This window comes from Catenuloplanes nepalensis, assembly GCF_030811575.1.
Lineage (GTDB): Bacteria > Actinomycetota > Actinomycetes > Mycobacteriales > Micromonosporaceae > Catenuloplanes > Catenuloplanes nepalensis.
In genome coordinates, this window is sequence record NZ_JAUSRA010000001.1 from 1505001 (window position 1) to 1526204 (window position 21204).

At 69.6% G+C, this 21204-nt stretch carries 20 protein-coding genes, 2 rRNA genes and 1 pseudogene (1 of these 23 cut by a window edge); 18 read left to right on the top strand and 5 right to left on the bottom strand.

From position 1 onward, the window contains the following. Both J2S43_RS06185 and rrf read left to right on the top strand, forming a co-directional pair. Positions 1-2866 (top strand): 23S ribosomal RNA (locus J2S43_RS06185); it begins 210 nt to the left of the window's first position. Between the two features lie 82 nt (positions 2867-2948). After that, positions 2949-3065 (top strand): 5S ribosomal RNA (rrf, locus tag J2S43_RS06190). A gap of 139 nt (positions 3066-3204) precedes the next feature. On the opposite strand, the gene J2S43_RS06195 is transcribed toward rrf, so the two are convergent. After that, positions 3205-4161 (bottom strand): helix-turn-helix transcriptional regulator, encoded by a 957-nt coding sequence (locus tag J2S43_RS06195; protein WP_306827613.1) that lies wholly within the window; start codon positions 4159-4161, stop codon positions 3205-3207. 94 nt (positions 4162-4255) lie between these two features. Between J2S43_RS06195 and J2S43_RS06200 the strand changes: the two genes are divergently transcribed. The 10 genes from J2S43_RS06200 (at position 4256) to J2S43_RS06245 (ending at position 12273) form a co-directional block, all read left to right on the top strand. After that, a complete protein-coding gene (locus tag J2S43_RS06200; protein ID WP_306827615.1) occupies positions 4256-4636 on the top strand; it encodes a nuclear transport factor 2 family protein in 381 nt (126 codons plus the stop codon). Positions 4637-4681: 45 nt separating this feature from the next. Next, positions 4682-5047, top strand: coding sequence for a hypothetical protein (locus J2S43_RS06205; protein WP_306827616.1), 366 nt, complete (start codon positions 4682-4684; stop codon positions 5045-5047). Positions 5048-5081: 34 nt separating this feature from the next. Beyond that, entirely contained in the window at positions 5082-5720 is a 639-nt protein-coding gene (locus tag J2S43_RS06210; protein ID WP_306827617.1) for a nitroreductase family protein, read from the top strand. Positions 5721-5805: 85 nt separating this feature from the next. Then, positions 5806-6843, top strand: coding sequence for an iron-siderophore ABC transporter substrate-binding protein (locus tag J2S43_RS06215; RefSeq protein WP_306827618.1), 1038 nt, complete (start codon positions 5806-5808; stop codon positions 6841-6843). After that, positions 6840-7874: a FecCD family ABC transporter permease gene (locus tag J2S43_RS06220; protein WP_306827619.1), complete on the top strand. Its 1035-nt coding sequence runs from the start codon at positions 6840-6842 to the stop codon at positions 7872-7874. Before J2S43_RS06215 ends, J2S43_RS06220 begins: the two co-directional genes overlap by 4 nt. Then, positions 7871-8905: a FecCD family ABC transporter permease gene (locus J2S43_RS06225; RefSeq protein WP_306827621.1), complete on the top strand. Its 1035-nt coding sequence runs from the start codon at positions 7871-7873 to the stop codon at positions 8903-8905. The genes J2S43_RS06220 and J2S43_RS06225 overlap by 4 nt, the downstream gene beginning before the upstream one ends. Next, positions 8902-9708 (top strand): ABC transporter ATP-binding protein, encoded by an 807-nt coding sequence (locus J2S43_RS06230; protein ID WP_306827623.1) that lies wholly within the window; start codon positions 8902-8904, stop codon positions 9706-9708. Before J2S43_RS06225 ends, J2S43_RS06230 begins: the two co-directional genes overlap by 4 nt. Before the next feature lie 41 nt (positions 9709-9749). Beyond that, on the top strand, positions 9750-10577 hold the full coding sequence (locus J2S43_RS06235) for a helix-turn-helix domain-containing protein (protein WP_306827624.1): 828 nt from the start codon (positions 9750-9752) through the stop codon (positions 10575-10577). A gap of 98 nt (positions 10578-10675) precedes the next feature. Next, positions 10676-11407 carry an SDR family oxidoreductase gene (locus J2S43_RS06240; RefSeq protein WP_306827625.1) on the top strand — a complete coding sequence of 244 codons (732 nt, stop codon included), beginning with the start codon at positions 10676-10678 and terminating at the stop codon, positions 11405-11407. Then, positions 11404-12273: an SDR family oxidoreductase gene (locus J2S43_RS06245; protein ID WP_306827626.1), complete on the top strand. Its 870-nt coding sequence runs from the start codon at positions 11404-11406 to the stop codon at positions 12271-12273. The genes J2S43_RS06240 and J2S43_RS06245 overlap by 4 nt, the downstream gene beginning before the upstream one ends. A gap of 56 nt (positions 12274-12329) precedes the next feature. Here J2S43_RS06245 and J2S43_RS42150 read toward each other — a convergent pair whose 3' ends face one another. After that, positions 12330-12821 carry a nuclear transport factor 2 family protein gene (locus J2S43_RS42150; protein WP_370881606.1) on the bottom strand — a complete coding sequence of 164 codons (492 nt, stop codon included), beginning with the start codon at positions 12819-12821 and terminating at the stop codon, positions 12330-12332. A gap of 253 nt (positions 12822-13074) precedes the next feature. Here J2S43_RS42150 and J2S43_RS06255 point away from each other — a divergent pair. Beyond that, a pseudogene (locus J2S43_RS06255) lies at positions 13075-13251 on the top strand (nuclear transport factor 2 family protein); the annotation flags it as partial. A gap of 775 nt (positions 13252-14026) precedes the next feature. Here the strand turns inward: J2S43_RS06255 and J2S43_RS06260 are convergent. The 3 genes from J2S43_RS06260 to J2S43_RS06270 are packed head-to-tail and all read right to left on the bottom strand — an operon-like array spanning position 14027 to position 15425. Then, the gene (locus J2S43_RS06260) at positions 14027-14287 is read right to left on the bottom strand and encodes a hypothetical protein (protein ID WP_306827628.1); all 261 of its coding nucleotides are present in this window, start codon (positions 14285-14287) and stop codon (positions 14027-14029) included. Between the two features lie 38 nt (positions 14288-14325). After that, on the bottom strand, positions 14326-14838 hold the full coding sequence (locus J2S43_RS06265; RefSeq protein WP_306827630.1) for a hypothetical protein: 513 nt from the start codon (positions 14836-14838) through the stop codon (positions 14326-14328). Beyond that, positions 14835-15425: a CDP-alcohol phosphatidyltransferase family protein gene (locus J2S43_RS06270; protein ID WP_306827631.1), complete on the bottom strand. Its 591-nt coding sequence runs from the start codon at positions 15423-15425 to the stop codon at positions 14835-14837. Before J2S43_RS06270 ends, J2S43_RS06265 begins: the two co-directional genes overlap by 4 nt. A 164-nt stretch (positions 15426-15589) precedes the next feature. Between J2S43_RS06270 and J2S43_RS06275 the strand changes: the two genes are divergently transcribed. From J2S43_RS06275 to J2S43_RS06295, 5 genes are all read left to right on the top strand, one after another. After that, the gene (locus J2S43_RS06275) at positions 15590-15826 is read left to right on the top strand and encodes a hypothetical protein (RefSeq protein WP_306827632.1); all 237 of its coding nucleotides are present in this window, start codon (positions 15590-15592) and stop codon (positions 15824-15826) included. A gap of 17 nt (positions 15827-15843) precedes the next feature. Beyond that, a complete protein-coding gene (locus J2S43_RS06280; protein ID WP_306827633.1) occupies positions 15844-17853 on the top strand; it encodes a S9 family peptidase in 2010 nt (669 codons plus the stop codon). Further along, a complete protein-coding gene (locus J2S43_RS06285; RefSeq protein ID WP_306827634.1) occupies positions 17826-19337 on the top strand; it encodes a sensor histidine kinase in 1512 nt (503 codons plus the stop codon). The genes J2S43_RS06280 and J2S43_RS06285 overlap by 28 nt, the downstream gene beginning before the upstream one ends. An 11-nt stretch (positions 19338-19348) precedes the next feature. After that, on the top strand, positions 19349-20005 hold the full coding sequence (locus J2S43_RS06290) for a response regulator (protein WP_306827635.1): 657 nt from the start codon (positions 19349-19351) through the stop codon (positions 20003-20005). Positions 20006-20218: 213 nt separating this feature from the next. Beyond that, positions 20219-21193 (top strand): Clp protease N-terminal domain-containing protein, encoded by a 975-nt coding sequence (locus tag J2S43_RS06295; RefSeq protein ID WP_306827636.1) that lies wholly within the window; start codon positions 20219-20221, stop codon positions 21191-21193. The last annotated feature ends 11 nt before the right edge of the window (positions 21194-21204 follow it).

Below are 21204 nucleotides of genomic sequence, written 5' to 3' on the forward strand. Positions count from 1 at the left end.
CCCGCAGGAAGAGAAAACAACATGTGATTCCGCGAGTAGTGGCGAGCGAAAGCGGATCTAGCCTAAACCGATATCGCGTGATACCTGTCAGGGGTTGCGGTGTCGGGGTCGTGGGACCACTTTTCAAATGCTGACACGTTTGACGAGAGTTACAAAGTCGATTGTTAGTGGAACAGTCTGGAATGTCTGGCCGTAGACGGTGAAAGTCCGGTACGCAAAAATAGTCGACCTCTCGTAGTGGCACCCGAGTAGCAGCGGACTCCTGAAATCTGCTGTGAATCTGCCAGGACCACCTGGTAAGGCTGAATACTTCCTGGTGACCGATAGCGGACGAGTACCGTGAGGGAATGGTGAAAAGTACCCCGGGAGGGGAGTGAAATAGTACCTGAAACCGTTCGCCTACAATCCGTCGGAGCCTTTTGGGGTGACGGCGTGCCTTTTGAAGAATGAGCCTGCGAGTTAGTGGCATGTGGCGAGGTTAACCCGGGTGGGGTAGCCGTAGCGAAAGCGAGTCTGAATAGGGCGTCGTAGTCGCATGTTCTAGACCCGAAGCGGAGTGATCTAGCCATGGGCAGGCTGAAGCGGGGGTAAGACCTCGTGGAGGGCCGAACCCACCAACGTTGAAAAGTTGGGGGATGACCTGTGGTTAGGGGTGAAAGGCCAATCAAACTCCGTGATAGCTGGTTCTCCCCGAAATGCATTTAGGTGCAGCGTCACGTGTTTCTTGCCGGAGGTAGAGCACTGGATGGCCTAGGGGCCCTACAAGGTTACTGAAGTCAGCCAAACTCCGAATGCCGGTAAGTGAGAGCGTGGCAGTGAGACTGCGGGGGATAAGCTTCGTAGTCGAGAGGGAAACAGCCCAGATCGCCAGCTAAGGCCCCTAAGCGTGTGCTAAGTGGAAAAGGATGTGGGATCGCATTGACAACCAGGAGGTTGGCTTAGAAGCAGCCACCCTTTAAAGAGTGCGTAATAGCTCACTGGTCAAGTGGTTCCGCGCCGACAATGTAGCGGGGCTCAAGTACACCGCCGAAGCTGTGGCATTCACATTTAGGTGTGGATGGGTAGGGGAGCGTCGTTCAGCGGGTGAAGCTGCAGGGTGACCTAGTGGTGGACGCTGGACGAGTGAGAATGCAGGCATGAGTAGCGAATGAAGGGTGAGAATCCCTTCCGCCGGATGACCAAGGGTTCCAGGGCCAGGCTAATCCGCCCTGGGTGAGTCGGGACCTAAGGCGAGGCCGAGAGGCGTAGTCGATGGACAACGGGTTGATATTCCCGTACCCGCGAAAGAGCGTCCCTGCCGAACCTCGCTGTGCTAACCACGCGAAGCGCTGGCGGACTTCGGTCCAAGAGTGTGGAGTCTGGGATCCTGGTGGGTAGTAGGCAAGCGATGGGGTGACGCAGGAAGGTAGCTGAGCCCGGTGAGTGGTAGTGCCGGGGTAAGCGTGTAGGCCGTGTCATAGGTAAATCCGTGACACATATAGGCTGAGACGTGATGCCGAGCCGATTCAGGTGAAGTCAGTGATCCTATGCTGCCGAGAAAAGCCTCTAGCGAGTTCTGAGCGGCCCGTACCCTAAACCGACACAGGTGGTCAGGTAGAGAATACCGAGGCGACGGGTGAACTGTGGTTAAGGAACTCGGCAAATTGCCCCCGTAACTTAGGGAGAAGGGGGGCCGGACGCGTGAAGCCACTTGCTGGTGGAGCGTGGTATGGCCGCAGAGAGCAGGGGGAAGCGACTGTTTACTAAAAACACAGGTCCATGCGAAGTCGTAAGACGATGTATATGGACTGACGCCTGCCCGGTGCTGGAACGTTAAGGGGACCGGTTAGCCCGTGAGGGCGAGGCTGAGAACTTAAGCGCCAGTAAACGGCGGTGGTAACTATAACCATCCTAAGGTAGCGAAATTCCTTGTCGGGTAAGTTCCGACCTGCACGAATGGCGTAACGACTTCCCCACTGTCTCAACCACAGGCCCGGCGAAATTGCAGTACGAGTAAAGATGCTCGTTACGCGCGGCAGGACGGAAAGACCCCGGGACCTTTACTATAGCTTGACATTGGTATTTGGGTTGGCTTGTGTAGGATAGGTGGGAGCCGGTGAAGCTCGGACGCCAGTTCGGGTGGAGGCAATCTTGAAATACCACTCTGGTTGATCTGGGTATCTAACTTCGGGCCCTTATCGGGTTCAGGGACAGTGTCTGGTGGGTAGTTTAACTGGGGCGGTTGCCTCCTAAAGGGTAACGGAGGCGCCCAAAGGTTCCCTCAGCCTGGTTGGCAATCAGGTGTTGAGTGTAAGTGCACAAGGGAGCTTGACTGTGAGACTGACGGGTCGAGCAGGGACGAAAGTCGGGACTAGTGATCCGGCACTTGCGTGTGGAAGCGGTGTCGCTCAACGGATAAAAGGTACCCCGGGGATAACAGGCTGATCTTCCCCAAGAGTCCATATCGACGGGATGGTTTGGCACCTCGATGTCGGCTCGTCGCATCCTGGGGCTGTAGCAGGTCCCAAGGGTTGGGCTGTTCGCCCATTAAAGCGGTACGCGAGCTGGGTTTAGAACGTCGTGAGACAGTTCGGTCCCTATCCGCCGCGCGCGTAGGATACTTGAGAAGGGCTGTCCCTAGTACGAGAGGACCGGGACGGACGAACCTCTGGTGTGCCAGTTGTCCTGCCATGGGCATGGCTGGTTGGCTACGTTCGGAAGGGATAACCGCTGAAAGCATCTAAGCGGGAAGCTCGCTTCAAGATGAGGTATCCCACCCCAGTGATGGGGGTAAGGCTCCCAGTAGATGACTGGGTTGATAGGCCGGAGATGTAAGCACGGTAACGTGTTGAGTTGACCGGTACTAATAGGCCGAGGACTTGACTACACAAACTTTGATGAGATTGCTCGCGTCCACTGTGTGATATCTGAACAAACAACCGTGAAGAACCCGGTTAAGTTCATAGTGTTACGGCGGTTATAGCGGCAGGGAAACGCCCGGTCACATTCCGAACCCGGAAGCTAAGCCTGCCAGCGCCGATGGTACTGCACTCGGGAGGGTGTGGGAGAGTAGGACGCCGCCGGACTTCTTCATGATCAGGGCCACCCCTCGCGGGGTGGCCCTGACGTGTTTTTCGGGATCCGGGAGGGCCCCACGCCGTGAGAACAACACGGGAGGCGCTCCGATCATGATGTGGTGGGAAGCCGAAGCGGTGGTGAGGCCGCTCAGCGACTGGCGGCGTAGTGAGCCGCGGTGGCGGCGGAGACCTCGGCGAGATCCGTGACGACCGACTTCGGCGACAGCACCGTCACGTCGGTGCCGAACGCGAGCAGCGTGCGGGCCGCAGCCGTGGCCGCGAAACGCAGTTCCAACTCGACCGGCTCCGCCGTGTCCGCCGGCACCGGTGACAGCAACTCGGCACGGTGCATCAACGCGAACCGCGCCAGCACGGCCGGCGCGACCCGCACCCGCACGGTCAACCGGGCCGGGAAATCGTCCACCCGCGCCCGGAGCACCTCCCACTCGTCCGCGAGCGTGGTGTTCCGGCGCTGGGCCGGCGCGTCCAGAACCGCCGCGGCCACCACGCGGTCCGCGCGGTAGAGACGCGGCTCACCGTCCCGGTCCGCGACGAGATACCAGACACCGGCCTTCTCGACGAGACCGTACGGGTCGACGACCCGTTCCGCCGGGGCCGGCGCGTCACCGGAGCGGTAGCGCAGCCGGAGCCGCCGGTCGGTGAACACCGCCTCCTGCAGCGTGGACAGGTCCACGACCGACGCGCCGGTGCGCCAGCGGACCGGGTCGACGATGATCCGCCGCGCCACCAGGTCGGCCGCCTCCCGGTGCGGCGCCGGCAACGCGGCCATGATCTTGCGGAGCGCCGATCCGGCCGCGGCGCCCAGCCCGAGCGACGCGTGCGTATCGCCGGTGAGCAGCACGAACAGTGCCCGCGCCTCGTCCGCGGTCATCCCGGTCACGTCGGTGCGGAACCCGGCCAGCAGCGCGATCCCACCGTGCCGGCCGCGCTCCGTATACACCGGGATGCCCGCGGCGGAGAGCGCCTCCACGTCCCGGAGCACCGTGCGCACCGACACCTCGAGGCGCCGCGCCAGCTCGGGTGCGGGCAGCCGGCCGTGTGACTGCAGCAGCAGGAGCAGCGACAGCAGGCGGTCGGAGCGCATCGCGTACCCCCGTGGTCTGTGATCGGTAATACATGACGGACTGTGTCATGTATCCCGGGCAGGATCATCCCCGACGCACGAGAGAGGGAGAATCATGACCGACAACACCAAGATCGCCGAGGGGTACGCGAGCGCCTGGATGGCGCGGGACCTGGACGCCGCGATGGCGTACGTGGCGGAGGACGTGGTGCTGGACGCGCCGGCCGGACGGTTCGAGGGCGCGGCCGCGTACCGCGCGTTCCTGGAGCGTTTCCTGGATCTGATGACCGCGGCCGAGATCACGGCGGTGTACGGCGGGGAGGACGGCGCGGCGGTCCACTACGTCACCCGGACGAGGCCGGTGCCGGTGAGCCTCGGCTCGGACCGCCTGGTGATCCGGGACGGCCTGATCCGCGAGGTGGTCACGGTCTTCGACCGCCTGCCCTTCCGCGACGCCAAGGACGCCGCGGCCACGAACGCGGCGGCGCGCGACTGACCGTGAGTGAAAGCGCACGCCGGGCGGGTCGCACGCTACGTTGAGATGGTGAAGCTGAAGTTCAAGCCCAGTCGCACCACGATCATCGTGGCGGTGGTCGCCGCGGTGGCCGTGGCGTGGGGCCTGGCGGCCGGCGGCGACGCGGAGAGCCAGGCGCCCGGCACCCTGGACGACGCGGCACGGCGGGCGTGCGCCGACTTCGCGGCCGGGCGGGACGCCGCGGACAGCAAGGGTCCGCGGCTGTCGCTGGCGGACAACGTGATGGCGTCCGCGCGGCGCACCGACAACGCCCGGATCGCCGACAGCGCCTCCGCGCTCGGCCGCAAGGCCAACAACTCCGACCGGGAGTGGGACGAGGCCGCCGACGGGCTCGCCACCGCGTGCGCGGACGCCGGATGGTCCGCCGGCTGACCCTTCCGTACGGCAGCGGGTCTATCGTGCGGGTATGACCCTGCTTGATCTTGACCCTGACCAGCTGCTGTCCACCACCAGGGCGGTGCGCAAGCGACTCGACCTGGACCGCCCGGTGCCGGACGACCTGATCCGCGAGTGCGTGGCGATGGCGTTGCAGGCCCCGTCCGGCTCCAATGTGGTCACCATGCGCTTCGTGGTGGTGCGCGACCAGTCGAAGCGGCGCGCGATCGGCGACGTCTACCGCGAGGTCTACGCCGGATACAAGGCGTCGCCGGCCTACCCGGGCAACCCGACCGGGGACCCGGAGCGCGACCGCGTCCAGGCGCGGGTGGCCCGCTCCGCGGACTTCCTCGGCGAGCACATGGGCGACGCGCCGGTGCTGGTGCTGGGCTGTGTGGAGGCGCCGAACCGGGTGTACGCGGAGGCGATGATCGGCAACATCCTGCCCGGCATGTGGAGCTTCATGCTGGCGGCCCGGGCGCGCGGGCTCGGCACCGCGTGGACGTCCATGCACCGGGCGCGGGAGCGCGACGTGGCCGGCATTCTCGGCATTCCGTTCGACACCGTGGCGCAGGCGGTGCTGACGCCGGTCGCGTTCACGAAGGGCACGGACTTCAGTCCGGCCGCGCGTCCGGCGCCCGACGAGGTGATCCGCTGGGACACGTGGTGATCACAATCCCGGGGGTTGATCATGGCGTTACGCAGGGAGGTGTTAGGTTAGGCATCCCTTAGTAAATGAGAGTGGAGTTCCCCTTATGCGCTCACACCGGTTCCTGGCCGGGGTCGTCGCCGTCGTGGCGGCGGTCGCCCTGACCGCCTGTGGGTCCGACAGCGAAGAGACCCCCGCGGCCGGCGGTTCCGCCGCTCCGGCCGGCGACACGTTCCCGGTCACGGTCACGCACGCGCTCGGCACCACCACGATCCCGGCGAAGCCGGTGCGGGTCGCGACCGTCGCGTGGGCCAACCACGAGGTCCCGCTGGCGCTCGGCATCGTCCCGGTCGGCCTGGCCAAGGCCAACTTCGCGGACGAGGACGGCGACGGCTACCTGCCCTGGGCCTCGGACAAGATCAAGGAGCTCGGCGGTGCTGCCCCGGTGCTCTTCGACGAGACCGACGGCATCGACTTCGAGGCCGTGGCGAACACCCAGCCGGACGTCATCCTCGCCGCGTACTCCGGGCTGACCCAGCAGGACTACGACACGCTGAGCCAGATCGCGCCGACCGTGGCGTACCCGACCACCGCGTGGGCCACCCCGTGGCGTGACTGGATCAAGCTGGAGAGCAAGGCGCTCGGCCTCTCCGCGCAGGGCGACGCGCTGATCGCGGACATCGAGGGCCAGATGAAGGCCGAGGTCGCGAAGTACCCGGCGCTGTCCGGCAAGTCCGCGATGTTCATGACGCACGTGGACCAGACGGACCTGAGCAAGTTCAGCTTCTACACCACGCATGACACGCGCGGCGCGTACTTCGCGGACCTGGGCCTGACCACGCCGCCGAGCATCGCGGAGCTGTCCGGCACCACCGACCAGTTCGCGCTGTCGGTCAGCGCGGAGCAGGTCGACAAGCTGGCCGACGTCGACATCATCGTGACCTACGGCGACGCCGAGATGGTCAAGAAGATGCAGGCCGACCCGCTGCTGTCGAAGATCCCCGCGGTCAAGCGCGGTTCCGTGGTCGCGCTGGTCGGCACCTCGACCGTGGGTGCCGCGGCCAACCCGACGCCGCTGTCCATCGGCTACGTGCTGAAGGACTACGCCAAGCTGCTCGCCGACGCCGCCGCCAAGGTGTCATGACGCTTCTCCAGGAGCCGGACGTCGCCGTGGTGCGGCGTCCGGCCCGCGTTCGCCTGTTCTGGTTCCTCGTCGCGCTGGCCGTGGTCGGCGTGGCGATGCTCGCGTCGGTCGCGTTCGGCTCCCGCATCGTCGGCTGGTCCGCGATCGTGGACGGCGTGGCCGGCCACTCGGACACCATCGACCAGGCCGCGGTGCTCAAGCGCGTGCCGCGTACCCTCCTGGCCGTGATCGTGGGCGCCGCCCTGGCGGTGTCCGGCGCGGTGATGCAGGGCGTGACCCGCAACCCGCTGGCCGACCCCGGCGTCCTCGGCGTCAACATGGGCGCCTCGCTCGCGGTCGTGGTCGGCATGACCACGTTCGGCCTGGCCTCCGCGGTCGGCGTGATCTGGGTGGCGATCCTCGGCGCCGCGATCTCCGCGATCTTCGTCTACGCGGTCGGCTCGCTCGGCCGCGGCGGCGCCACGCCGCTCAAGCTCGCGCTGGCCGGCACCGCCACCACGGCCGCGCTGACCTCGCTGATCACCGCGGTCATCCTGCCCCGGGCCGACGTCTCCGACCGGTTCCAGGACTGGCAGATCGGCGGCGTGGGCGGCGGTAGCTGGGAGAACATCCGGCTGGTCGGGCCGTTCCTGCTGGCCGGGTTCGTGATCTGCCTGCTCTCCGCGCGCCCGCTGAACTCGCTCGCGCTCGGCGACGAACTCGCCACCGGCCTCGGCGAGCGGCCCGCGGTCGCCCGCGGCGTCGCGGCGCTCGGCGCGGTCGTCCTCTGCGGTGCGGCCACCGCGGTCACCGGCCCGATCATGTTCATCGGCCTGATCGTGCCGCACGTGTGCCGGCTGCTGATCGGGCTCGACCACCGCTGGATCCTGCCGTTCGCCGCGCTGCTCGGCGCCGCGCTGCTGACCGTCTCCGACGTGGTCGGCCGGGTCGTCGACCGGCCGCAGGAGGTCGAGGTCGGCATCATCACCGCGCTGATCGGCGCCCCGTTCTTCATCTACATCGTCCGCCGGCAGAAGGTACGCGAGCTGTGAGCACCACGACCCTTGAGGCCGTCACCCGCGGCCGGGTCCGGCGGGCCCGGCGCCGCCGCACCGTGCTGATCGTGGTCGCACTGATGGTGCTCGCCATGTACGCGGTCAACATCATGTTCGGCCGGACGTTCTACCCGCCGGACGACGTGTTCCGGGTGATCCTCGGCGAGACCGTCCCCGGCGCCACGTTCACCGTGGGCACGCTGCGGCTGCCGCGGGCCACGCTCGCGCTGCTCGCCGGGATCTGCTTCGGCCTCGGCGGCGTCACGTTCCAGACCATGCTGCGCAACCCGCTCGCGAGCCCGGACATCATCGGGATCAGCTCGGGCGCGAGCGCGGCCGCCGCGTTCGCCATCGTCACGCTGGGCCTGAGCGAGACCGCCACCTCCACGTTCGCGATCGCGGCCGGGCTCGGCGTCGCCCTGATCATCTACCTGCTCTCGTTCCGGGACGGCGTGGCCGGCACCCGCCTGGTGCTCATCGGCATCGGCATGGCCGCGATGCTGCAGAGCGCCACCTCGTACGTGCTCTCCACCGCGTCCCAGTGGGATCTCCAAGAGGTGCTGCGCTGGCTGACCGGCAGCCTCAACGGCACCAGCTGGGGCGAGACCGTGCCGGTCGCGATCGCGCTGCTCGTGCTCGGCCCGATCCTGCTCGGCCAGGGGCGCAACCTGTTCATGCTGCAGCTCGGCGACGACATGGCCGCGGCGCTCGGCATCCGGCTGGAGGTCACCCGGATCGTGCTGATCATCGCGGCGGTCGGCGTGATCGCGTTCGCCACCGCGGCGTGCGGGCCGATCGCGTTCGTGGCGTTCCTGGCCGGTCCGATCGCGTCGCGCATCATCGGGCCGGGCGCGTCGCTGCTCGTACCCTCGGCGCTGGTCGGTGCGCTTCTCGTGCTCGTCGCGGACTTCGCCGGGCAGTACGCGCTGGAGATCCGCTACCCGGTCGGCGTCGTCACCGGCGTGCTCGGCGCGCCGTACCTGCTCTACCTGCTCATCCGCACCAACCGGGCCGGAGGCTCGCTGTGACCACCGACCATTCGCTGCAGGCCGAGAACCTCACGCTCGGCTACAAGGAGCGCGTCGTCATCACCGATCTGGACCTGGCGTTCCCGCCGGCGAAGATCACCGCGATCGTGGGCGCGAACGCGTGCGGCAAGTCCACGCTGCTGCGCTCGATGTCCAGGCTGCTCGCGCCGCGCACCGGGCACGTGCTGCTGGACGGCCGCGAGGTGCACCGGATGCCGGCCAAGGAACTGGCCCGCACGCTCGGCCTGCTGCCGCAGTCACCGATCGCGCCGGAGGGCATCACGGTCGCGGACCTGGTCGGCCGCGGCCGGCACCCGCACCAGCGCATGCTGTCCCGCTGGTCCACCGAGGACGACGTGGCGGTCGCGGCCGCGCTGGACGCCACGCACACGGCCGAACTCGCGGACCGGGCCGTGGACGAACTCTCCGGCGGTCAGCGGCAGCGCGTCTGGATCGCGATGGCGCTCGCCCAGCAGACCGACGTGCTGCTGCTCGACGAGCCCACCACGTTCCTCGACGTCAGCCACCAGGTCGAGGTGCTCGACCTGCTCACCGACCTGAACCGGTCGCGCGGCACCACCATCGTGATGGTGCTGCACGACCTCAACCTGGCCGCGCGGTACGCCGACCACCTGATCGCGATCGCGGCCGGCACCGTGCACGCGGCCGGCGACCCGGCGGACGTGCTCACCGAGGACTGCGTGCGCGCGGTCTTCGGCCTGGACAGCCGCATCATCCCGGACCCGACCACGGGCAAACCGCTGATGCTGCCGCTCGGGCGGCACCACGTGATGCCGGAATAAGACCACGACCATTCCGCGGTACGCCGAGCGAGGATTGGCGCATGACGATCGAAGCGCTGCCGTCACGGCGGCTGACCGGCAGTGACGGGCTCGGGTGGCGGCGGGTGCACGCCGCGGTCTACGACGACCCCGCCGAGGCCGAGGCGTTCGCCACCCGCGTCCCCGAGCTGCTGCTGGTGCTGGTCACGGACGGCCGCTACCGGATCGAGAGCCGGCACGGGCGGACCTGGCACCGCGCCGCGTACCGCCCCGGATCGATCGGCGTGACCGCGCCCGGCAACCGCAGCGAACTGCGCTGGCGCGCCACCGGGACCGAGCCGATGCGGTCACTGCACCTGCGCCTCGACCCCGCGCTGCTGCCCGGCACCGGCGCCGTCCCGGACGCGCTGGCGGTCGACGACCCGTACGTGACCGCGTCCGCCCGCGCGCTGCACGACGCGCTCGGCACCGGCGCACCCGGCCTCTACGCGGACGCGGTCGCCCAGGGGCTGGTCGCGCACCTGGCGCACCGGGTCACCGCGACCGCACCCTCGCCGGGAGAGGCGACGCCGCTCGGCACGGCCGACCGGGACCTGATCGTGGACTACATGCGCGCGCACCTCGCCGACGACGTGTCGCTGGACGAGCTGGCCGCGCTGGTCAACCTGTCCAAGTACCACTTCCTGCGCACGTTCGCGCGAACCACCGGCCTGACCCCGCACCGCTACCTGTCCCGGCTGCGCCTCGACGCGGCCGCGGAGTTGCTGCGCGGCGGCACGCTGCCGGTCCAGCGGGTCGCGCTGATCTGCGGGTACGCCAGCCCGAGCCGGTTCGCGACCGCGTTCCAGCGTGCCTACGGGTGCACGCCCACGGCGTACCGCCGCAACTGAGGGCTTGAAGAGCGCAACGCGCGGATCTCGATCCTTTCGCTCACCGGGAACGTCCTGATACGGCGGCAGCACGCCGCCCGACAACCCGGGAGACACACATGGACAACCAAAGGGTCGCGGTCGTCACCGGCGGCTCCGGCGGCATCGGCCGCGTCGTCGCGGAACGGCTCGGCGCGGACGGGATGAGCGTGCTCGTCCACTACGCCGGCAACCGCGACAAGGCGGACGAGACGGTCAAGGCGATCGAGGCGGCCGGCGGTCGCGCCGCCGCCGCCCAGGCCGACCTCACCGACCCGGACCAGGCCACCGCGCTGTTCGAGACGGCCACCCGAACCTTCGGCGGCGTCGACGTCGTGGTCAACACGGCCGGCATCATGATCCTGGCGCCGCTCACCTCACTCGAGTTGGACGACCTCGACCGCATGCTGAACATCAACGTGCGCGGCACCTTCATCGTCGCGCGCGCGGCCACGCCACTCCTGCGCCGGGGCGGCGCGTTCATCACGTTCTCGTCGTCCGTCGTCGGCCTCGCCCACGAGACCTACAGCGGATACGTCGCCGCGAAGGCCGGCGTCGAGGCGATGACCCGCGTGCTCGCCAAGGAACTGCGCGGCCGTGACGTGACCGTCAACGCGGTCGCGCCCGGCCCCACCGCCACCTCGTTCTTCCTCGACGGCAAGGACCAGGAGACGATCGACCGCTTCGCGTCCGCGCCACCACTGGAACGGCTCGGCACCCCCGAGGACACCGCCGAGGTGGTGTCCTTCCTGGCCGGACCCGCCCGCTGGATCAACGGCCAGATCATCCGCGCGAACGGAGGAATCATATGATCACCGTCGTCACCGGCGCGTCCAGCGGCTTCGGCGCGATGACCGCCCGGGCACTCGCCGACGCCGGCCACACCGTCTACGCCGGCATGCGGAACACCGAAGACCGGAACCAGCAGGCCGCAAAGGACTTCGACGGGTACGCCGCGGGTGCGCACGCGCTGGAGATGGACGTCTCCGACCAGGGCTCGGTGGACGCGGCCATCGCCCGGATCATCGCGGAGAACGGCCGCCTCGACGTCGTCGTGCACAACGCCGGGCACATGACCCTCGGCCCGGCCGAGGCCTTCACCCCGGAACAACTCGCCGCGGTGTACGACGTGAACGTCCTCTCCACACAGCGTGTCAACCGGGCGGCACTGCCGCACCTGCGCCGCCGGCGTGACGGGCTGCTGGTGTGGGTCGGTTCGAGCAGCGCCCGAGGCGGCACCCCGCCGTACCTGGCGCCGTACTTCGCGGCGAAGGCCGGCTTCGACGCGCTCGCGGTCAGCTACGCGGCGGAGCTGTCCCGCTTCGGCATCGACACCACCATCATGGTGCCGGGCTCGTTCACGACCGGCACGAACCACTACGCGCACGCGGGACACCCGGAGGATTCCGCGGTCGCGGACGCGTACTCGGCGGAGTACGGCTCCACGATCGACGATCTGCTCACCCGCCAGGCACAGGAATCGCCGGAGGACGCGGATCCGGCGGAGGTGGCGCGGGAGATCGCGCGGGTGGTCGGGCTGAAGAAGGGCACACGGCCGTTCCGGGTGTACGTCGACCCGGCGCAGGACGGAGCGGAAGAGGTGTTCCGGGTCGGAGACCGGGTCCGGCGCGAGTTCTACCGGGGACTCGGCTTCGCGGACCTGCTGAAACCGGCCTGACCCGGGTGGCCGGTCCCCGCGCCGGGGACCGGCCACGTCCCGATCGTCTGTCATGGTCATTTGTGTACTCCTCGACATGGAAGCCGATCAATTACACAAACCATCAGACACGCCCCGACCTTCCAGCGCCCCTCCTCCTTGCGCAGCCCGAAGGTGACGCGCAGCCGCCGCTCGGGGTGCGCGGCCAGCTCCGCCGGCTCGCCGCAGCGCAGCAGGGCATGCGCGAAGGCGACATCGGCCCCGGCCGTGACGTCCAGGGCGACGAGCTCGAACCGGGCGCCGGAGCGAAGCCAGGCAAGGACGGCGCCCCAGGGCGCCGACCATGCCGACCCCCGCCCAAGCTGGCAGATCTGCTCGGCTTCGCCTGGACGACGACAGACGGGGCAGCCAGGCACGCGACACCCCACCCCACCCCACCCACCACGCCAACACGACCGGGCCAACACGACCGGGCCAACGCAACCCGCGGCCAGACGGGAAGCAAGTCCTCCCCGGAGCCCGAGACCCGCCGGAGGCGCCCTACACCGCAGCCAACACCGCCAACGCACCCCGCAGGCCCAATGGCGCTTCCTTTGGGCGCCCGATGCCTCGCCGACCTGCGGGAATGTAGATCAACTTGGCTGGATCTTGCCGCCAAGGAAGCGCCCTTGCCCCGCAGGCCCCCTCACCGCAGCCGACCAGCGCTAACGACCCCCACGAATGCCCTGAACCGTAGCCCGGCCAGCGGCTAACATGCCCCTGCGATCGGCCCCGACCGATGATTTCCCGGGCTCCCGCAAGTTATAGAGGCATGGACGAAATCTGATCAGGGATCTCATCACCCGCTGGATCACCGCCATCACCACCTACGACCTCGACGCCGTTCTCGCCGACCACACCGCCGACATCGTCATGTTCGACGTCCCGCCGCCGGACGACGGTGTCCGGGGTGTCGATGCCTACCGCGACATCTGGCCTCCGTTCTTCGCCTGGGCTGCGGTGTCGTGGTGGGTGGCGGCCCTGCCGAAGATCTGCACCCCCAGGGTGGTCGACGGCAGACGGGGCAGCCGGGCGGTGGCGGTCTGCGCGGTGCGCATGAAGAAGATCAGGGCCGGCCTTATGGCCGTGAGGGCTGGTGTGCGCGCGGATATCGGTCGGCGCGACACTGGGTGTGGTGAAGCGGCCACTTCGTGTGCCGGATCAGGCGCTGAAGTTGATCACGTGTCGCAAATCGTTGTTAAAAGCGCCGGATAACAACGATTTGCGACACGTGATCGCTTAGACGACCAACCGCCGCCGTCTTTATATCGATATTTCGGACAGGGCTTTGACGCGCCCCACTCCCGCAGCTCCGCCAGACCTGAGTTCGGGCGTCAGTCCGATGATCGAGCATGCATAGTCGATCGCCTCGCCGTGCGGCTTCGCCGTTGGGTTTCGGGTTCGGCTTCAGCGCAGCAGGACCGGGCCGACGTAACGGGCACCATCACGGGAAGCAGGCCCTCCCCGGAGCCCGAGGCCCACCGGAGGTGCCCTAAACCGCAGGCAGGTCACCAAAACCACCAATAAGCCGAAATTTCGGGCGCGTAGCGCCCGACTCCGCATCGTGCCGCAACGTGCACGTCTCTGAAGTCGCCCGTGACGCGCAACCCGATGTCACACGTGACGCGCTGTTCCGAGATTGTGCGTAGCGCGCTATCTCGATGTTGCGCGTAGCGTGCGATTCTGATGTCGCGCGAGGCGCGCCACCCGATGAGGCTTATTCAGCGCGGCGACCTCACGCCGCGTTGCCGCAGGCCAGCGCCGTCGGGGCGCGGCGCGCTGAATAACCCTCGATGTCGCGCGAGGCGCGCCACCCGATGTCGCGCGAGGCGCGCCACCCGATGTCGCGCGAGACGCGCCACCCGATGTCGCGCGAGACGCGCCACCCGATGTCGCGCGAGACGCGCCACCCGATGTCGCGCGAGACGCGCCACCCGACGTCGCGCGAGGCGCGCTGTTTCCAATGTCGCGCATCACGCGCTACCCCGGGGATCACGCGTGCCGTGCGATCGCACGTCGCGATTCCGCCCCACGTCAATGCCCGAACACCGGCAGCTCCATCACCGCCCCCGGCGCCAACGCGATCACCACGAACCGCGCGCACCGCCCCGCCAGGCACACCGCGGCGAACATCGCCGCCGGCATCGGTCCCCGCGCCGCGTACACCGTCACCAGCAGCAGCGGCGGGAATCCGAGGAATGCGCTTGCGAACAGGATCGGCACGGCTTGGCGCGGCCGGTCGAGGGTCTGCATGATGACCCGCGTCCGGTCCAGTGCCACCCGCATCCGCCCGGTCGGCGGCCCCGCGCGGGCCGGGACCTTCCGGGCGATCAGCGCCCGTAGGCGCTGCGACCGTACCGCGCCCCGGACGGTCCCGAAGAGCAGCAGTTTTCCCGCGGTCTGCCCGATGCCGGCCGCGATGCCGAGGGGGATCGGTGGCACGTCGGTCGCCGCGACCACGCCGATCAGGTACGGCTCGACCGGGGTGATCGGGACGATCGCGGAGATCGCGCCGACGATCAGCGCGGCGAGCACGGCCGCGATCATCGGAGGCTTGCCGCCAGGCGGGCCACGCGGACCATGGATGCGATCTTGACCAGCGTGACCGCGGCGGCCAGCAGTGCCGGGTACAGCGGGGACGGTGAGATCAGCACGAGCAGGACGACCGCGGACGTGTTGAGGACCTTCGCGGGTGCCGACCAGTTCCAGCGGTAGACGCGCGGGTCGACCCGGGCGAAGTAGTTCGGGGAGACGAGGGGCCACATCAGGAAGGACAGGCTGAGCATGGTGTCGAGGATCATGAACTGGACGAGGAAGATGGCCAGCGGGACGACCATGGCCGGTTTCAGCATCAGGAGCGCGGCCAGGCACAGGGACGTACACGCGCGGTCGCTGATGATGTCGAAGACGGCGCCGGCGCGGGTCTCCTGGTCGAGCCAGCGGGCCACGATGCCGTCCAGCGTGTCGCCGATCCAGTAGACGGCGTAGGCGCCGATCAGCAGCGGCCAGCTGTGCGCGACGATCGCGGCGACGGCGAGCGCGACCGCGCCGACGGTCCTGGTCAGCGTGATCATGTTGGGTACGGTGGTGAAGGAGTGCTCGGCGGTCCGGACCAGGGGCACGGCGATGTTCATCAACGTTCTCCTCCTGTCCATGAGGTGCTGACCGAGCGTAGCGGTGTCGTTCAATACCGGTACTTTCCAGACTGTGAATCGGCAGGCGAGTCAACGAAAGTCGCAGCACGCGGCACGACTTCTCGCAGACGCGCGCGGGGCGTCCCGGCCGCCAGAATCTCCGTATGACGTACACGATCGCTCTGGTCCTCGGCGGAGCCGGCCTGGCCCTGTTGCTGCTCGGCGCGGTGATCCGGCGGAGGCGGCGACCGGCGGACCCGGCCACGCTGCGCGCGGACGTGCGGGCCGCGCTGGATCGCGGTGCGGACGTGCTGGCGGTGCGGCTGTACCGGGAGCGGACCGGCGCCGGGCTGCTGGAGGCGCGCGACGAGGTCGCCCGGATCGGCCGCGAGCGCGGCTGAAGTGGTAGTAAGTGTTCATGATCGTGGATACCGACAGCTCGTTCGCTGACCTTGACGTCTACGCGGCACTGCCCCGGATCGGCGGGCTGCGCCTCTCGCCGGACGGCAGCCGGATCGTGGTCGGCGTGGCCACCCCGGACCCGAAGAAGAACCGCTACGTGACCGCGCTCTGGGAGGTCGACCCGGCCGGTGAGCGCCCGGCCCGGCGGCTGACCCGCAGCCGGGCCGGCGAGTCCGCGGCCGGGTTCACGCCCGACGGCGACCTGCTGTTCGTGTCGTCGAGGCCGGAGCAGGACGCGGCGCCGGACGCGGCCGAGGACGGCGACGAGACCGCGGCGCTGTGGCGCCAGCCGGCCGGCGGCGGTGACGCGCGAGTGGTGGTACGCACGCCGGGCGGTGTGCGGGGCGTGTCCGTCGCCGACGACGGCGGTCTCGTGTTCGGCTCCGCGCTGCTGCCGTCGTCGACCGGCCTCGACGACGACCGGGAGCGCCGCAAGCAGCGGAGGGACGCGGGCGTGACCGCGATCCTGCACGAGGAGTTCCCGGTCCGGTTCTGGGACCACGATCTCGGCCCGGCCCGCACCCGGCTGCTGGCCAGGGCGGACGTGGACGAGGGCGACCTGCGCGACCTGACCGGCCACGCCGGCCTGGCCCTGGATGACGAGGCGAGCTGGGACCTGAGCCGGGACGGGCGCACGCTGGCCGCGTCCTGGGTGGTGGCGGTGCCGCACGGCGGGCACCGGTCGACCGTGGTCGCGATCGACGTGGCCTCCGGCGAGCGCCGCACGCTCGCCTCCGACGAGGACTTCGAGTACGACGCGCCGCGCATCTCCCCGGACGGATCCCGGGTCGCGTTCGGCGTGTACCGGCGGACCACGGCGGACGACCCGGGCGACGTGTGGCTGGCCGTGGTGCCGGCGGCCGGTGGCGAGATCACGCACCTGACCCGGGACTGGGACCGCCGCCCGCACTCGGCCCGCTGGACGCCGGACGGGTCCGCGCTGATCGTGGTCGCGGACGATCTCGGCCGTGCCCCGCTGTGGCGGGTCGGCGCGGAGGACGGCCGGGTCACCCGCCTGACCCCGGACGACGGCGCGTACTCGGACGTGGAGACGGACGGCCGCTGGATCTACGCGCTGCGCGCGACCATGGACACGCCGCCGGCGCCGGTCCGGGTGCCGATCGAGGGCGGCGCGCCACAACCGCTGAAGGGTCCCGTGGAGGCGCCGGCCGTGCCGGGACGGCTGACGGAGGTCACCGCGACCGGGGCGGACGGCACGCCGATCCGCGCCTGGCTCGCGCTGCCCGCCGGCGCCGGCGAGGACAGCCCCGTGCCGCTGGCGGTGTTCATCCACGGTGGCCCGCAGGCCTCCTGGAACGCCTGGTCGTGGCGGTGGAACCCGTGGGTGCTGACCGCGCACGGCTACGCGGTGCTGATGCCCGATCCGGCGCTGTCCACCGGGTACGGCCGGGACTTCATCGCGCGTGGCTGGGGCCGCTGGGGCGACGCGCCGTTCACGGACCTGATGGCGCTCACCGACGCGGCCGAGGCGCGCGCGGACATCGACGCCTCCCGGACGGCCGCGCTCGGCGGCTCGTTCGGCGGTTACATGGCCAACTGGATCGCCGGTCACACGGATCGGTTCGCCGCGATCGTCACCCATGCGTCGCTGTGGTCGCTGGACCAGTTCGCCCGCACCACGGACACGTCCGACTACTGGACCCGCGAGATGACCGCGGCGATGGCCGAGAAGTACTCGCCGCACCACTCGGCCGACCGGATCAGCACGCCGATGCTGGTGATCCACGGCGACAGGGACTATCGCGTACCCATCGGTGAGGGTCTTCGCCTTTGGTGGGATCTGCAATCCCGGTCGCAGGCCGGGCACCGTTTCCTCTACTTCCCGGATGAGAACCATTGGATTCTGAAGCCCAAACACAGCGCGATCTGGTACGAGACGGTACTGGCGTTCCTCGCCCAGCACATCCGGGACGAGGAGTGGCGACGGCCGCGCTCGCTCGGCTGAGAGCGGCCGGCCGCTGGCGCGTCGCCTACGAGATCGGCCTGACGCTCCTGGTGACCGCCGTGGTGGTGCTCGCGGCGGTCACCGACCCGGTCCACCCGTTCGCGCCGTGGCTGGAGGGGATCGCCGCGCCGATCGTGCTGCTGCTGCGTCTGCGCCACCCGCTGCCCGCCTACCTGGCCGCCGCGCTGATCGGCCTGGTGACCGGCGGCGCGAACACGGTGCTGCTGGTCGTGATGAGTGCGTCGCTGGCCTACCGCGCACCGTGGGTCTGGCAGGTCGCGGCCGGGCTGGCCGGCGGGTGGGCCGCGTTCACCGGCGCGATCTGGTGGTGGGAGGGGCGGCCGGACCTGACCGACCTGGTCCTGGCGTCCGCGTTGTTCGCGTTGTTCGCGCTGATCCCGGCCGGGGCGGCGCGGATGGTGCGGCGGCGGCGCGTGCTGCTGGCCGCCATGCACCGGCGCAACGTGCAACTGCACTCGCAGCAGGGCGAGGTGGCGCGGGCCGCGCGGGCGCGGGAACGGACCAGGATCGCCCGGGACCTGCACGATTCGCTCGGCCACAAGCTCACGCTGATCTCGCTCTACGCCGGCATGCGGAGCGCCGGTGACGAGCACGCGGAGCTGCTGCGGGAGACGTCCGCGGCCGCGATGACCGAGCTGCGGCAGATCCTCGGCCTGCTCGGCCAGGACGACGAGCAGCCGTCGGTCCGCTCGCTGGACGGGCTGGACGAGCTGTGCACCGGTGCCCGCGCCTCCGGTGCCACGGTCGAGATCATTCGCGAGGGTACGGCCCGGCCGCTGGCCCCGCTGACCGAGCACGCGGCGTACCGGGTGATTCAGGAGGGTGTGACGAACGCGCTCCGGCACGCGCACGGCGGCACGATCGTGGTGTCGCTGCGCTACGAGCCGGACGCGCTGGTCGCGGGCGTGACGAACACGGCCGGGCAGCGCATCGCCCGGCAGACCTCCGGGCAGGGCCTGCTCGGTCTCGCGGAACGGGTGCGGGTCGCGCACGGCATGCTGTACCACGGCCCCACGCCGGACGGCGGCTTCCGGCTCGCGGCGACGCTGCCGTACCCGGGGGATTCCGCGGCGCCCGCGCCCGCGGTCCCGGACTTCGCGGAGCTGGTCGAACGGGACCGGCGCGGGTCCCGCCGCACGCTGATCGCGACCACGCTCGGCATCCTCGGCGTGCTGGCGCTCTGCTGCTCCGGCCTGTGGCTGACCGCCGCGCTGGTCGTCGTGGACCGCGACACCTACGTCTCGGTCCGCGTCGGCCAGAGCGAGCGGGAGGCCCGTGACCTGCTGCCGGACCCGCAGGCCGGGCTGAGCGACGTGGCCGGAGGCCGGGACGTGCCGGGCGCGGACTGCGTCGACTATCAGGCGTCGCCGCTCGACCCGGACGGCCTGGACCGCGTGTACCGGTTCTGCTTCCGCGACGGCACGCTGGTAGACAAGCAGGAGTTCCTGGACCAGCGGCCGTGAGAGACGATGCGATGACCCACCAGATCCGAGTGCTGCTGGCCGACGACGACCGCCTGGTCCGCGCCGCGATCGAGACGATCCTGCGGGCGGCGGACGACGTCGAGCTGATCGCGCAGGCCGGCGACGGCCGTCAGGCGATCGACCTGACGCTGCTCAACCGGCCGGACGTGGTGCTGCTCGACATCCGCATGCCGGTCCTGGACGGGCTCGCCGCGCTGCGCGAGATCCGCCGGATCGCACCGGCCGTGCACGTGGTCATGCTGACCACGTTCGGCGAGGACGACTACGTGGCGCAGGCGCTCAACGCGGGCGCGGCCGGCTTCCTGCTGAAGGACTCGGCCGCGGACGAGCTGCCGAACGCGATCCGCGCGGCGGCCGCGGGTGAGGCGTTCCTGTCGCCCAAGGTGACGCGCCAGGTGCTCAACCGTCTGCCCGCGCCGCCCGCGGTGTCGCCGGAGGACGTGGCCGCGGTCGAGTCGCTGAGCAGCCGCGAGCGCGAGGTGCTGATCCTGCTCGCGCAAGGCCTGTCGAACGCGGAGATCAGCGCGCAGCTGTTCGTCACCGAGGGGACGGTGAAGACGCACCTCTACCGCGTCTTCACCAAGATCGGCTGCGAGAACCGGGTCCAGGCGGCGATGCTCGCGCAGCGCGCGGGCCTTCTGAACTGACAATCCATGTTCCCGCTTCCGGCGCGGTGCGGTCCGCATGCTCCCGCGGGCACCGGTCAGCCGCGTGAGCAGAGCGCCAACTCCGCTCGGGGGTGGGTGGTCGGGGCGGTAGTGGGCTTCCTTCCACTCAGCGTCGTGGGCGCGTTTTAGAACTCTGGTATTCGCACTTTCGGCAGACGCGGCAGGAATGGGTGCGCTGCTGTACTCGAACCCATGGAGAGCATTCTTCTTGAGCGGTCGGACCTGCTGCTGGTGTTCGCGACCGCGGTGCTGAGGGGAGCGGACGACGAGCCGATCAGCACGGACAATCTGCTGGTCGGCCTCGCCTCGGCGGAGGGGACGCGGGAGATCCTGGACGCGGCGGAACTGACCCGTACCGTGGCGGCTTCGGTGCGGACGCACCGGCGGGCCGAATGGGCCGGCGACGACCGCGGCGGGCCGGTCGACGTGATCATCTCCGAGGGCGGCGAACCGGCCCAGTTCACTGTGGCCGCGGCGGATGCGCTGCGCCGGGCGGACCGGGCCGCACGCGAGGACGGCCGGGACGGGTGCGACTCCCGTGACCTGCTGATCGCGCTGCTCGACGACCCGGACAACCGGGCGGCGGAGCTGCTGCGGGACTGCGGGGTGCCGGTGGCGCCGCTGCGCGAGAGCCTGGATCGTGGCCGGCCGCTGCGGGTGGCCGATCCGGTGCCGCGTGAGCTGCACCGGGTGCGGGACATGCTGATCGGGCGGACCCGGTACCCGCGGGTGCGCTTCTGGCAGAACCCGCTGCTGGCGATCGTGGCCCCGGCGCGGACGAACCTGGCGCCGCACCCGCTGGTCTGGCAGATGCTGGAGACCCGGGAGCAGGCCCGCGAGCGCGGCCGGCGCAGGCCGGGCACGGACGACGCGATGCTCGCGCTGCTGGCGATGTACGAGCTGGCCCGCTACTACCCGCACCTGTACGAGACCGGGGACGAGAAGTACCGCGGCGGTGCCGCGCTGGCCGGGGCCGGTGTCACCTACGCGGCCCTGCGCCACGCCGCGCAGGCCACGGACCTCGGTGCCGATCCGCGCCCGCTGCGCAAGATCGTGCCGCATGCCCCGGCGGACACGCTGGAGCTGCTGCGCCTGCTGCTGGCCGACCCCGGCAGCCGGGCCAACCGCCTGCTCACCGCCGCCGGCTTCGCGTCCTTCCGCCCCTGATCGTCCGTCGG

Coding starts and splice junctions, on each gene's coding strand:
- J2S43_RS06200 (WP_306827615.1), top strand. CDS start 4,256: ATGACCGACAACACCAAGATCGCCGAGGGGTACGCGAGCGCCTGGATG.
- J2S43_RS06265 (WP_306827630.1), bottom strand. CDS start 14,838: ATGATCGCGGCCGTGCTCGCCGCGCTGATCGTCGGCGCGATCTCCGCG.
- J2S43_RS06235 (WP_306827624.1), top strand. CDS start 9,750: ATGACGATCGAAGCGCTGCCGTCACGGCGGCTGACCGGCAGTGACGGG.
- J2S43_RS06220 (WP_306827619.1), top strand. CDS start 6,840: ATGACGCTTCTCCAGGAGCCGGACGTCGCCGTGGTGCGGCGTCCGGCC.
- J2S43_RS06295 (WP_306827636.1), top strand. CDS start 20,219: ATGGAGAGCATTCTTCTTGAGCGGTCGGACCTGCTGCTGGTGTTCGCG.
- J2S43_RS06195 (WP_306827613.1), bottom strand. CDS start 4,161: ATGCGCTCCGACCGCCTGCTGTCGCTGCTCCTGCTGCTGCAGTCACAC.
- J2S43_RS06275 (WP_306827632.1), top strand. CDS start 15,590: ATGACGTACACGATCGCTCTGGTCCTCGGCGGAGCCGGCCTGGCCCTG.
- J2S43_RS06240 (WP_306827625.1), top strand. CDS start 10,676: ATGGACAACCAAAGGGTCGCGGTCGTCACCGGCGGCTCCGGCGGCATC.
- J2S43_RS06245 (WP_306827626.1), top strand. CDS start 11,404: ATGATCACCGTCGTCACCGGCGCGTCCAGCGGCTTCGGCGCGATGACC.
- J2S43_RS06280 (WP_306827633.1), top strand. CDS start 15,844: ATGATCGTGGATACCGACAGCTCGTTCGCTGACCTTGACGTCTACGCG.
- J2S43_RS06290 (WP_306827635.1), top strand. CDS start 19,349: ATGACCCACCAGATCCGAGTGCTGCTGGCCGACGACGACCGCCTGGTC.
- J2S43_RS06215 (WP_306827618.1), top strand. CDS start 5,806: ATGCGCTCACACCGGTTCCTGGCCGGGGTCGTCGCCGTCGTGGCGGCG.
- J2S43_RS06205 (WP_306827616.1), top strand. CDS start 4,682: ATGGTGAAGCTGAAGTTCAAGCCCAGTCGCACCACGATCATCGTGGCG.
- J2S43_RS06210 (WP_306827617.1), top strand. CDS start 5,082: ATGACCCTGCTTGATCTTGACCCTGACCAGCTGCTGTCCACCACCAGG.
- J2S43_RS06270 (WP_306827631.1), bottom strand. CDS start 15,425: ATGAACATCGCCGTGCCCCTGGTCCGGACCGCCGAGCACTCCTTCACC.